This is a genomic window from Paraglaciecola aestuariivivens (assembly GCF_052983255.1).
Genome location: NZ_JBRKBA010000009.1, coordinates 20,783 through 31,952, shown reverse-complemented (window position 1 = coordinate 31,952; position 11,170 = coordinate 20,783). Strand labels below are relative to the sequence as shown.

The window sequence follows — 11,170 nt, the reverse complement described above, 5'->3', positions numbered from 1 at the left end:
AAAGTGTAACTTGAGCTCAATCGTCTTTATCTTCAAAGCGATCATAAGAGGCATTATTGTCTTTATTCACTTTAGGTAAGTCGTGTTTAGAGGTCTGCTTTAACAATAAAATATTGCCAATAATCAAGCCCAAGACTAAGGCAATAATCAGTACTACTAACCAAATATTCATATTATCTCACCGCCCATAGAGGTTGTTCCTTGGTTTAAAACAAAACGTTGATAGATAGTTGGCATATTTTCAAGAATGCTGGGCAAACCTAATATATCGGTTTGTTTTAAGCAATCAATTAGGTTTTGCTGAGTTAATTGATTTTGCATGAATTGGGCACTGGCTTTAAAACTTAAATGCCACGGCTCTCTGGCAATGCCACCAGTGTACTTAGCGTAGGGGCGAAAAAAGCCAAACTCCTCGGCGTATTTATCTAACCAAAGGTTAAGTTTTTTGCAGGGGCCATAATCGTATTCACTGCAAACCAATTGAAAATCGTGCTTAGCCTGTTCAACACTTTGTTTGTCATACACATCTAAATCTGTACCCCAATGATGGCGGCTAGCCCCAGGCAAAGCCGACCAAGTCAATATGGCTTCTATCTTTTGGCTATTGGTTAATGTGCTGGCATCTAAGGGTTGCTCATTTACATCTAGAATTTTAGTTTTGCCCGCCCACTTGTTTTGCCATATTTGTAATTGCCTAGCAAAACTACGGTAACTGCTGACGATTTGTAGATCTATGCCTTGTTGACTGGCGGCGTTTTGCATCTGTTTAAACGCTTTGCAGACTTCGGGCAATAACTTAAAGCCTTGCTGGCATTCAACCAACAAGGCTTCGTTTTGACCTAATACGTGCGCTGGGTTTATCACGCTAACAATCGCTGTAAAATAGTTTGATAAATACCTGTTAGGCTAGTTAAATCAGACATTTTTACGCACTCATCTATTTTATGAATGGTGGCGTTGACTGGACCGAGTTCAATCACCTGTGCCCCTGTAGGTGCAATAAAACGTCCGTCTGAGGTACCGCCAGCGGTAGACAATTGAGTATCTCGTCCTGTGCACTCTTTAATGGCTGCTTGAGTGGCCGCCACTAAAGCCCCCGAATCTGTTAAAAAGGGTTGACCGTTAAAGGTCCAGTGAATGTCATAATCGAGTTTGTGTGCGTCTAAAATTTGAGTGACACGGCTGATTAGTTGCTGATCTGTGACTTGGGTTGAAAAACGAAAATTAAAACTAACGTTTAATTCCCCTGGGATCACATTTCCCGCACCTGTACCACCGTGAATATTAGAAATTTGAAAGCTAGTAGGAGGGAAATGTTCATTGCCATTATCCCATTGAGTATTGGCTAGCTCAGCTAACGCTAATGAAGAATCATGAATAGGGTTTTTAGCAAGGTGTGGATAAGCAACATGCCCCTGAATGCCTTTAACTAACATTTCACCTGTTAATGAGCCACGTCGCCCATTTTTAACCACATCGCCCACTTGATCGGTACTAGATGGTTCACCCACTAAGCACCAAGTTATTTTTTCATTACGGGCTTCTAAGGTATCTATTACTTTAGTGGTACCGTTAATAAAGGGGCCTTCTTCATCACTAGTAATTAAAAATGCAATTGACCCTTGATGGTCTGGATGCTGTTTAACAAAATTTTCGGTTGCCACTAACATGGCAGCTAAACTGCCTTTCATGTCGGCCGCCCCGCGCCCATGCAAATAGCCATCTATTTCGGTAGCCTCGAAAGGTGGGGTTTTCCATTGTTCTTCTGGGCCAGAAGGCACTACATCTGTGTGCCCAGCAAAACAAAATACTGGATCTTCTGTGCCTTTGCGGGCCCAAATGTTTTTAGTGTCGGCAAAGTCTAAGTGTTCTATTTTAAAGCCTAATGGTTGTAGAATTTCAGCCATTAAGGTTTGGCAGCCAGCATCTTCAGGTGTCACAGATTTTTTATTGATCAGTGCCTTGGTTAATCCAATCACATCACGGCTCATAAAAATATCTCACTGTATTGCGCTGCTTTAAAGCCTAAATAATAGTGTTCATTGTGGATAAGAATAGGGCGCTTAATCATAGCGGGTTGCTCAAGTAACAGAGCCAAGGCTATCTCTTTGTTGAGATTGTTTTTTTGCTCATCACTTAATTGCCTGTAGGTTGTGCCTCTTTTATTCAGGATTTGCTCCCAACCTAAGGCTTGTTCGGCTTGCGCTAACCAGCTTTTATCTAAGCCATCTTGTCGATAGTCGTGAAATTGATAGTCGATATTATTTTCGCTCAGCCAAGCTTTGGCTTTTTTTATGGTGTCGCAGTTTTTAATGCCGTAAAGAGTGGTCATGTTGCCCTTATTAAAAATTGAATTGCTAGATCATCAAACTATAACGAGAAACCGGTTCTAAGGTAAAGTACAGACAGCGCTCTGTTATGCCAAAATTAAAGGTAGACTGTGAATAACCTATCTTCGGTGGCACGAACTTGCATGTAATAGGCCTGTAATCCTTTAATTTTCTCACTGTTAATTATAGTCACTGGGCATAAAGTGCTTTTTAGTTGTTGTTTCATTTTGGCTAATGAAAACTCCATCAGCACTTGGCCAGACTCAACCTTATCTCCTACTTTTACCAATGATTTAAACCCCTCTGCCATCATAATATGCGAGTCTATGCCTAATTGAATTTGTAACATCATACCTTGAGCGGTTTTTAAACGTATTTGATTGGCTAGTTCGGGTAAGCTCACTATGGTAGCTGAGCAGGGCGCAAACACTTGATATCCAGAAGGTTGAATGGCCACTCCTTCACCCATTAAACGGGCAGTAAAGAGTGCATGGGGCACAGTATCTAAAGCTAACACCTTGCCAGAAAGCGGGCTTTGTATATCAATCGCATGCTTAAAGGCGGGCAGGGAATTAGGGTCAATCAGTTTTTTAAACAAAAGTTTTGACTCTTTAGGTAAAGTTTGCAGCTAAGTGTTGTAATTGGTTGTTGCTTAGGCAGCCAAGTTAGCTTGGCTGAATTCTTCACTGTTTATCTATTAGGGTTTGGGTATCATATCAGACCTATGCGGCTTTAGGCGAGTTATCCATTTTTATCCAAAGAATCTGTGGATAACTCTGTTGAGTAATCTTTATATGTACACTAAGGTATTGTTTTATAAAGATTTTAAGCTGCTGGTTGCATATCGATCAATCCGCCAAAAGTGGTGATATTTTTGTCTGTTTAAGGAGAAAGAACAATGAGTAAAGCTGAAGTAGGCAGTGTGTCTTGGTTTGATTTAACAGTAGAAAATGCCCCACAGGTGAGAGACTTTTATCAACAGGTGGTAGGTTGGCAATCTGAAGCAGTGAACATGGGAGACTATGACGATTACGTGATGCAAAGCCCAGATTCTAAAGCCGCAGTTGCTGGTGTGTGCCATAAAAAAACTGTGAACCAATCTTTACCTTCACAGTGGTTAATGTACATCAAAGTGGCAGACTTAACCCAATCTATAGAACAAGTGGTAAAAGGTGGGGGCAGTGTATTAACCGAAATAAAACACTTTAGTAAAACAAGCCGCTATGTGGTGATTAAAGATCCTGCCGGAGCGGTGTGCGCCATATATGACGAAGCAGAATAAAGCGAATTGAACCTTAAAGGTGAATGAACAAGGATAACCATGCAGGGCTTAGATATTTATGCCGGAAGTAAGGCATTAGCAAAGATACAAGAACAAGGCTTTAGTGCCGATTTATTTGATTACATGTTGGGCGCATCGGGCGGCCCTAAATGGTTTGTGTTAGCCGGGCTAGACCGTTATATATTTTCTGAGTTTTTTGCCCAAAGAGCTCGGCCTCTAAATATTATTGGCTCTTCGGCTGGAGCGTTTAGATTTGCCTGTTTTGCCCAAAAAGATCCACTGGCCGCCATTAATCGATTAGCCGACAGGTATTCACATACAGTTTACTCAGACAAACCCACAGCCAGAGAAATCACCCAAAAAGGCACAGCTTTACTGGATTATGTGTTAGGCGAAAATGGCAGTAGTGAAATTATTAACAACCCAATTATTAAAGCGCATTTTATAGTGGCAAGATGTAAAGGCTTAACCCAATTTGAAGCCAAACCACTGCAAATGACAGGCTTAATTGCCAGCGCTGGAGCCAACGCTTTTAAGCGAAAATGGTTAGAAAGATTTTACCAAAGGTATGTGTTTTCTAGCCCCAATGCTGATCTACAAATTCAGGATCCTAACAGCATGCCCTCTTATAGTGTGGCGTTGACAGAAGACAATTTACCTCAAGCGCTTATGGCTTCAGGCTCCATTCCGCTAATCATAGAAGGAGTAGAAAATATATCGGGCGCACCTAAAGGTATGTACCGAGATGGTGGCATCATTGACTATCATTTTGATCTAACTTTTGGCCCACAAAAAGGCTTAGTGTTGTACCCACACTTTTATCCTAAGCCTATTCCTGGATGGTTCGATAAATCTTTAAAAAGCCGCTTACCTCATGCCAGTAGCTACGAAAACGTGGTGATGTTAGTACCCTCTAAAGAATTTGTGGCTAGCTTACCTTATGGCAAGATCCCAGATAGAAAAGACTTTGAAACCATGCCAGCTGAACAACGTATTGAGTATTGGCAGGCTGTGATTAAACAGAGTGATCAATTGGCAGATTCACTAAAAACCATGTACCAAAATCAACAAATAGTGCAGCACATTAAACCCTTACCTTTTTAATGGTAGGGGGCAATGTTGCTGTTTTGTTAGGATTAATACAGAACAAAATTATCTGTGCACTTTAGCTTAATGGCTTGATCTTTAATCACCTCTTGCCAATTTGCAAAACCAGCAGGTGGGGCATAACGGTAAGAGTTAGCTATATATTGGCCTTTTTGCCCGGTCATGGCCAACATGGTTGAGGTAGCTGCAGCTTTTACCCCGTCGTCTGTGGCGCGGCTACCCAAATAAAAATCATTGCCAGGCCAAGAGACCTGATCCCAAGCTACTAAACTGGTTAAGCTACAAGTGCTAAATTCGCCTTTAATCTCTTCGTATTCAACTGGGTGGCAAAGCTGGCCCTTAGTATGATTACCTTTAAGTAATGGCCTAACCATAAAAGTAAGGTGTTCGATTTGCTGGCGTTTATTTTCGCATTCATCAAAAGGGTCGTAATAAATGGCTTTAATCGCGGGCAAATCTTTAAGGTGTTTAGTGATAAGTTGAATTAAAACTTGCTCTAAGGCAGCACCTAACTGGCCTTTAAATTTTCCCGCAAATTGACCACAACCTATTCCAGGTATGGTAACTAAAGTGTGTTGCCCCTGTGCTACAGCCATGTCGTTGGCATAGCGCAAACAAGGTAGTAGCCGATTTTCGTATAAATTGTACAAGGCTGTTAACGACAACTGATTTTGACTGACTACTTGATTCCAATCTGCGGGAATAAACCCCATATCGTTACGCAAGAGTGCCCCTGGGGTATAAATTAATAACGCTTGAAAGGGCCGTGCATGAAGCTTAGGCGTGCTGTGTAAACCGTTATCATACACAGCAACTTGCGTGGCCATTGAAATATTACCCAGAATAGACAATTCGATGGGCTGCCAATCTGACCCATCACCTTTTACGCTACTTTCAGCAAATATTTGTGGTTTTTTGCTGTTAAGTAAAGCTTCTACAAAACCTATGGGGCTTAGCGTACTTAGATCAATTTGATTTAATCTTTGCTGCAATCGAACACCGGCCTGCAACTTGCCAGTTTTTAGTGCAGTTAAATAGCTTTGTACAGCAGCAAAACTGCCCTGACTCATAAGGTTGATGTAAGCCTGTTTTGTTTGAATTAAGGTACTATTTGTCATCTTAGTTAAACAACCATTTTTTAAGGCCTTGCATGTTCTGTATCACCACTTGTTGAGCGCGGGGATCTGCGGCTATCACATTTGTATCAATTCGCATCATTTGTAATAAATAGTGCACCAAGGCGCCGCGCACTTGAATTAACAAGCGGTTATCCGTCATACCATAATCGTTTGCCACCACCTGTTGCTGTTGTGGGGATAGTCTTTGATCAGGAATAAAACACAAATTCACTAAGGTATCCCAAGCTTCATCTTTAGGCAGGTCAGTTTCTACTGCACCGAGGGATTCAGGCGTATTGTAAAATCGAGTGAGCACAAAATCTCGATAGTCATGATTTTTTTCGCAATAGGCACGAACATGCCAACGCATGCCCGAATGCACTATGGCATGAGGCACAATAATTCGTCCTTCTGTATCTGGAGCATTTACCGAGCGGTAATCAACTTCTAATCTGAGTTTATTACGACAAGCATTGACTATTTGACGTAAAACTTGTGGACGAATTTGATAAGTGGGTAAAGGCACCTTATGGGTATAGTCAAAGCCCAAAGTCATGTTTTCAAAGGTGTTAACTAAGTCATTATTACGATGAATTAAATGTAAATATTCATCTGCATGGCCAGACGTAACCTTTGGCGTAAAACTATTAGCAGGCTCATAACCTTTAAGCGAGGAGTTATAGATTAAATTGCCTGGGCCAACCTCTTGATTATACAGGTTGATATCTTTAGAGGCTTGCTGCCTTCCAATGCCAAAATACTCAATTAAATGACTGGCGTTTAGTTTGCCTTCCCACAAGGCAACTATCTCTATTAAACGATAACGTTGTAATAAGTCGTATCTAAAAGGCCAAAGTGTTTTTTTATGCATAAGTGTCGCCAGTAGCTACATGTTAATAATAATATCAACATAAAAAGCTTAAACTTTCAAAACATTGTTAACTTGTACTGTTTGTTTTATATACAGATTGGTTGCAGTTAATTTAGTCTAACTTGGCATTCAACCACTGTTTTATGCCATCTCCTTCAATTTAAGCCCCTTAATTGATTATAACCTGCTTGAAAACTAATCATGTGTATTTACACAGGGGTTTATATGTCGTCAGTAGCGACATAAGCTGTAGGTGAATATTAACAAGGGGGCAATAATCATGACATTTTCACAGCATGCTCAAAAGCGATGCCAACAACGTGGGATTTCGCCAGACCTGATTATATTGTTGAACGCTTTAGGGGTAGAGACTCAACAAAAAGGCAATACCTACCTGCTTGAGTTAGACAAACACACGCAAAAACACTCACTAAAAAGCTAAAGACCCTGCTAAACCAAATTCAAAGGCAAGTATTTGTGGTTATCTCAGAAAATGACGATGTGATCACTGCCGCACACAAAGATTAGCCAACAATGCTAATAGGACTGAACGTGAACATTTTTAACGACAAGTGAAATTCATAAGGTTTTAGATTTGGTACAACCGAGTGGACTCGAACCACCGACCCCCACCATGTCAAGGTGGTGCTCTAACCAGCTGAGCTACGGTTGTATATAGATTGGCTTGCTTTGCTGATGAGCAACAAAGCGGCGCGTATAATAACGATGAGCCTCAGTATTCGCAAGCCATTTTTTTATTTTATGTAATTGACTGCACAGCAATTGTGCAATTCCTTGGTTTTTAGTGGCTCTAGCGGATTTATTGGTTTTTATTTGAATGAATTTTATGCATTTTTTAATGCTTAGCACTATGCTTGGTTTAGGCCATTAATCTTATTTTAGAATCTGAATTACCATTCATTTGTTGCGTTTTTAAGCTGTAGACTGGGTAGATATTTTCAGGAGTGAAAATTGACTCAAAGGTTTAAACATTTACAAGAAAGGTTAGTGCCTTTTACAGCTGGTGATGGACTGTCGCTGAATCTGATTAATATTTGCGATCCCAATAACATGTCTAAAGGTCCTGTGTTAGTTGTGCATGGGGCAGGGGTTCGAGCTAACATTTTTTGTGCTCCAGTAAAGACTACTATTGTCGATGCTTTAGTGGAAGAGGGTTATGATGTTTGGTTAGAAAACTGGCGTGCTAGCATTGATTTTGCGCCTAATGAATGGACCTTAGATCAAGCCGCTTTGTACGATCATCCTTGTGCGGTTGTTAAAGTGCTAGAACAAACCGGTAAAACAAAGCTTAAGGCTTTGGTGCATTGCCAAGGCTCTACCAGCTTTTTTATGTCTTTGATGGCAGGCTTATTACCACAAGTATGCACAGTGGTGAGTAATGCAGTGTCCTTACATCCAGTTGTACCTAAATGGTCTAAATTCAAATTGTATTTTATGTTGCCTTGGGTGAAGTTAATGACCGATTACCTTAATCCACAATGGGGTATAGCGGCGCCAACTTTTGCAGCCAAGTTGATTAATACCTTAGTAAAGCTCAGCCATCACGAATGTAATAATCAAGTGTGTAAACAAGTTAGTTTTACTTATGGTTCGGGCTGTCCTGCGTTATGGCGCCATGAAAACCTTAACTCTGATACTCACCATTGGTTAAGCCAAGAATTTGCTGAAGTACCTATGAGTTTTTTTTCGCAGATTACCCAGTGTGTAAAAGTGGGCAATCTTATAAGCGTAGAGGGCTTGCCTAAACTGCCCAGTGATTTTGGCCAGACTATGCCTAAAACTCATGCGCGTATTGCCTTTTGTGCGGGGGCAAAAAACCGATGTTTTTTACCACTCAGTCAAAAATTAAGTTATGAGTATTTTTCTGGGTTAAAAGCCAATTTTCATGCGTTAGAGATATTCCCAGAATATGGCCATCTTGATGTGTTTATGGGTAAAAATGCGGCGCAAGATACCTTTCCTTTTATTATTAACGAGCTTAACAAAGGCAACCCCGATTATTTTAACTTCGAAGGGGAAAACATATGAGTGGCGTTCCTAAAAGAATCAAAGATTATGCTGGACAAAAAGCCTTAGTTGATGGCATTCCATTTACTTTACCCGTTGAAGCCATAGATTCACCTGCATTTATGGCAATTTTTCCCTGTGATTATGCACAGGCAAAGCGTTTTTTGCCTGCCAATATTCATCCATTACGTTTGTGGAAAAGCGCACTTTTAGTGGTAACTGTGATTGATTACCGCGAGACCACTATAGGTAAGTATATTGAATACAGTATTGCTATCGCCTGCACTCATGGCGATAAACCCGCGCCGCGCTTGTTGCCGGGCATTTTCCCCAATTGGTTTAAAGCTGGCCAATATGTGATTGATTTACCTGTGTCATCTGAGATTTCGGTAAAAGGTGGCAAAGGTATTTGGGGGATGCCTAAACATCAAGCCGCGTTAGATTTTAAGGTTTCAGATAGCACTGCTAGTAGTCAGTACGATCTAGATGGGCAATTAGTCACATATTTAGAAATAAGCTTGCCTAAAAAAGTGTGGTTTCCGGTCAAAGTAAAAGCCTCAAACTTTTGTTCGTTTAGAGGTATGTTGATGCGTTCTGATATTTATTTAAACAATAAAGCAGGCTTTAGTTTATTTAAAAAGGCTAAAGCTCGATTTGTAATTGGCGACCACCCAAGGTTGCAAGGCTTAAAAAACTTAAACATTAAACCCGCTATCGCTACCGCTTATTTGCCAGCCATTCATGGGGTGCTAGACGACCACATAGAAAGCTGGTTTTTAACCCACAAGCACTTACCTGAACTTGCTCCAGAAGGATTCGAGTCTGTGGTTGACTTGGGATTAAGTGAAGATTGGTTAAGCCCACCAATGGCTGAGATCCCCAATGACTAATGCCACTCATGTGCCTGATGGCGTGGGGCCAATTAACGAAGATGGAATTAAACGAGCATTAATAATTCCAGGTGGTGGCTTGCGTTTATCTTATGCCGCTGGGGTTATAAAAGTTTTGTTTGACTCTGGTTTACGCTATCAACATATAGATGGTACTTCTGGCGGTGCGTTAAACTTAGCTATGTTGTTGTCTGGCCTAAGCGCCGAGCAAATATGCCAACGTTGGGCCAACCTAAAAATGCGAGATACTCTAGCTTTTGTGCCTTTTGAGCAGGCCATTAAGTGCCATGACTTTGTGGCTATGGGCAGTGCTCAGGGATTTCGCAATAAAGTGTTTGCACACTTGGGTATAGATATTCAAAAAATTAAACAAGCTACGGGGCTCGAAGCAACCTTTAATGTGGGCAATTTTACTCAAAAGTTAAATCAAGTGATTGAGTATCAGAATATTTCTGAAGATCTGTTAATTGCTGGTATGTCTTTACCTGGGGTTTTTCCACCAGTTTTAATAGATGAGCAAGTGTATTTAGACGCAGGCTTTGTGCAAGACGCCAATTTACTTGAATCGGTACAACGTGGCGCCTCTGAAATTTGGCTGATTTGGATTTTGGCAAATCTGCCAAGTTATCGCACTGGAGTACTAAATTGGTATGTGCAAATGTTAGAAATGAGTGCCAATGCTGCACTACACAAAGAATTGGCACAAATTGCAGAAATCAATCAGCGTATTAACCAGGGTGAAGCAGTTTATGGCCATACTAAGCCTATTTGTGTACACCTAATAAAACCCAATACGCCATTGCCATTAGATCCCGATTTATACACTGGCCAAACTAGCCACAAACAACTCATAGAAATGGGCAAGCAAGACACGCTCAATTATTTAAGGGTAAAAACACAGGAGGGGGTTTCACTCGAACCCAAAGTAACCGTTATGACTGAATCAAGATTAGGCATTCAATTTAAGGAAACTATGGCTGGCGGATTTTGCTTAGGAACCGACGAACCCAAACGTGGTAATAGTTTAGGTAAGCAAAAAGGTTTTGAGTTGGCCATGCATGCGCAAGTGGATATTGACGATATGGATGGTTTTATCAACGACCTTCACCATGCGGGGCATTTATCTGGCAGCATTGATTTTACCCCCTTCGGTCGAGGGATAGAGGCGCACTCTGGGGTGTTTAATTTATTTTTTCCCGAAGAAGAACCCAATTTAAAACTAATGGTGTACGAATTAGCTTTTGTGCATGACGGACAAGATTATTACTTAGCTGGAAAAAAAGAGGTGCGCGATGATCCTGGTTTTGACCTATGGTCAGACACTACCACTCTGTATACCCAGTTATATCAAGGTAAAAATAAAAATGCGCCTATAGTGGGGGCGGGGATTTTAAGTTTAGGGGTAACAGACTTATTAAAATTAGTCTCAACAGTAAAAGTCACTAATGCCAGCTCGCACACAGATAAAATAGCCACAGTGGCTAAATTTGGTCGATTTTTTATGGGCGAGCTGTGGGATAGCTACGTAAAACACAAAAAATAAA

The 11,170-nt window shown here is 40.9% G+C and carries 13 protein-coding genes and 1 tRNA gene; 6 read left to right on the top strand and 8 right to left on the bottom strand.

Annotated elements, in window-relative coordinates; all coding sequences use genetic code 11:
• Nucleotides 1–16: 16 nt before the first annotated feature.
• From ACVCDT_RS13255 to ACVCDT_RS13235, 5 genes are all read right to left on the bottom strand, one after another.
• Nucleotides 17–172, bottom strand: coding sequence for a DUF2897 family protein (locus tag ACVCDT_RS13255; protein WP_447133264.1), 156 nt, complete (start codon nucleotides 170–172; stop codon nucleotides 17–19).
• A complete protein-coding gene (locus tag ACVCDT_RS13250; protein ID WP_447133263.1) occupies nucleotides 169–864 on the bottom strand; it encodes a M15 family metallopeptidase in 696 nt (231 codons plus the stop codon). Before ACVCDT_RS13250 ends, ACVCDT_RS13255 begins: the two co-directional genes overlap by 4 nt.
• On the bottom strand, nucleotides 861–1,991 hold the full coding sequence (dapE, locus tag ACVCDT_RS13245) for a succinyl-diaminopimelate desuccinylase (RefSeq protein WP_447133262.1): 1,131 nt from the start codon (nucleotides 1,989–1,991) through the stop codon (nucleotides 861–863). The genes ACVCDT_RS13250 and dapE overlap by 4 nt, the downstream gene beginning before the upstream one ends.
• The gene (locus ACVCDT_RS13240) at nucleotides 1,988–2,332 is read right to left on the bottom strand and encodes an ArsC family reductase (RefSeq protein WP_447133261.1); all 345 of its coding nucleotides are present in this window, start codon (nucleotides 2,330–2,332) and stop codon (nucleotides 1,988–1,990) included. Before ACVCDT_RS13240 ends, dapE begins: the two co-directional genes overlap by 4 nt.
• A 95-nt stretch (nucleotides 2,333–2,427) precedes the next feature.
• Nucleotides 2,428–2,928 (bottom strand): PTS sugar transporter subunit IIA, encoded by a 501-nt coding sequence (locus ACVCDT_RS13235; RefSeq protein ID WP_447133260.1) that lies wholly within the window; start codon nucleotides 2,926–2,928, stop codon nucleotides 2,428–2,430.
• Nucleotides 2,929–3,228: 300 nt separating this feature from the next.
• Here ACVCDT_RS13235 and ACVCDT_RS13230 point away from each other — a divergent pair, with 300 nt between their 5' ends.
• The gene (locus ACVCDT_RS13230) at nucleotides 3,229–3,612 is read left to right on the top strand and encodes a VOC family protein (RefSeq protein WP_447133259.1); all 384 of its coding nucleotides are present in this window, start codon (nucleotides 3,229–3,231) and stop codon (nucleotides 3,610–3,612) included.
• 39 nt (nucleotides 3,613–3,651) lie between these two features.
• On the top strand, nucleotides 3,652–4,716 hold the full coding sequence (locus ACVCDT_RS13225; RefSeq protein WP_447133258.1) for a patatin-like phospholipase family protein: 1,065 nt from the start codon (nucleotides 3,652–3,654) through the stop codon (nucleotides 4,714–4,716).
• 32 nt (nucleotides 4,717–4,748) lie between these two features.
• Here the strand turns inward: ACVCDT_RS13225 and ACVCDT_RS13220 are convergent, their stop codons facing one another.
• Both ACVCDT_RS13220 and ACVCDT_RS13215 read right to left on the bottom strand, forming a co-directional pair.
• Complete coding sequence (locus ACVCDT_RS13220; RefSeq protein ID WP_447133257.1) at nucleotides 4,749–5,837, bottom strand: hypothetical protein; 1,089 nt, start codon at nucleotides 5,835–5,837, stop codon at nucleotides 4,749–4,751.
• Between the two features lies 1 nt (nucleotide 5,838).
• Nucleotides 5,839–6,708: a WYL domain-containing protein gene (locus ACVCDT_RS13215; protein ID WP_447133256.1), complete on the bottom strand. Its 870-nt coding sequence runs from the start codon at nucleotides 6,706–6,708 to the stop codon at nucleotides 5,839–5,841.
• A 280-nt stretch (nucleotides 6,709–6,988) separates the two neighbouring features.
• Between ACVCDT_RS13215 and ACVCDT_RS13210 the strand changes: the two genes are divergently transcribed.
• Nucleotides 6,989–7,150: a hypothetical protein gene (locus ACVCDT_RS13210; protein ID WP_447133255.1), complete on the top strand. Its 162-nt coding sequence runs from the start codon at nucleotides 6,989–6,991 to the stop codon at nucleotides 7,148–7,150.
• A 154-nt stretch (nucleotides 7,151–7,304) separates the two neighbouring features.
• On the opposite strand, the gene ACVCDT_RS13205 is transcribed toward ACVCDT_RS13210, so the two are convergent.
• Nucleotides 7,305–7,381: transfer RNA gene (locus tag ACVCDT_RS13205), tRNA-Val, on the bottom strand.
• Between the two features lie 299 nt (nucleotides 7,382–7,680).
• Between ACVCDT_RS13205 and ACVCDT_RS13200 the strand changes: the two genes are divergently transcribed.
• Genes ACVCDT_RS13200 through ACVCDT_RS13190 form a run of 3 tightly spaced genes read left to right on the top strand, consistent with a single transcriptional unit; the run spans nucleotide 7,681 to nucleotide 11,169 of the window.
• Complete coding sequence (locus tag ACVCDT_RS13200) at nucleotides 7,681–8,757, top strand: alpha/beta hydrolase family protein (protein ID WP_447133254.1); 1,077 nt, start codon at nucleotides 7,681–7,683, stop codon at nucleotides 8,755–8,757.
• Nucleotides 8,754–9,626 carry an acetoacetate decarboxylase family protein gene (locus tag ACVCDT_RS13195; protein WP_447133253.1) on the top strand — a complete coding sequence of 291 codons (873 nt, stop codon included), beginning with the start codon at nucleotides 8,754–8,756 and terminating at the stop codon, nucleotides 9,624–9,626. Before ACVCDT_RS13200 ends, ACVCDT_RS13195 begins: the two co-directional genes overlap by 4 nt.
• On the top strand, nucleotides 9,619–11,169 hold the full coding sequence (locus ACVCDT_RS13190) for a patatin-like phospholipase family protein (protein ID WP_447133252.1): 1,551 nt from the start codon (nucleotides 9,619–9,621) through the stop codon (nucleotides 11,167–11,169). Before ACVCDT_RS13195 ends, ACVCDT_RS13190 begins: the two co-directional genes overlap by 8 nt.
• The last annotated feature ends 1 nt before the right edge of the window (nucleotide 11,170 follow it).

Coding starts and splice junctions, on each gene's coding strand:
- ACVCDT_RS13255 (WP_447133264.1), bottom strand. CDS start 172: ATGAATATTTGGTTAGTAGTACTGATTATTGCCTTAGTCTTGGGCTTG.
- dapE (WP_447133262.1), bottom strand. CDS start 1,991: ATGAGCCGTGATGTGATTGGATTAACCAAGGCACTGATCAATAAAAAA.
- ACVCDT_RS13240 (WP_447133261.1), bottom strand. CDS start 2,332: ATGACCACTCTTTACGGCATTAAAAACTGCGACACCATAAAAAAAGCC.
- ACVCDT_RS13230 (WP_447133259.1), top strand. CDS start 3,229: ATGAGTAAAGCTGAAGTAGGCAGTGTGTCTTGGTTTGATTTAACAGTA.
- ACVCDT_RS13225 (WP_447133258.1), top strand. CDS start 3,652: ATGCAGGGCTTAGATATTTATGCCGGAAGTAAGGCATTAGCAAAGATA.
- ACVCDT_RS13220 (WP_447133257.1), bottom strand. CDS start 5,837: ATGACAAATAGTACCTTAATTCAAACAAAACAGGCTTACATCAACCTT.
- ACVCDT_RS13215 (WP_447133256.1), bottom strand. CDS start 6,708: ATGCATAAAAAAACACTTTGGCCTTTTAGATACGACTTATTACAACGT.
- ACVCDT_RS13210 (WP_447133255.1), top strand. CDS start 6,989: ATGACATTTTCACAGCATGCTCAAAAGCGATGCCAACAACGTGGGATT.
- ACVCDT_RS13195 (WP_447133253.1), top strand. CDS start 8,754: ATGAGTGGCGTTCCTAAAAGAATCAAAGATTATGCTGGACAAAAAGCC.
- ACVCDT_RS13190 (WP_447133252.1), top strand. CDS start 9,619: ATGACTAATGCCACTCATGTGCCTGATGGCGTGGGGCCAATTAACGAA.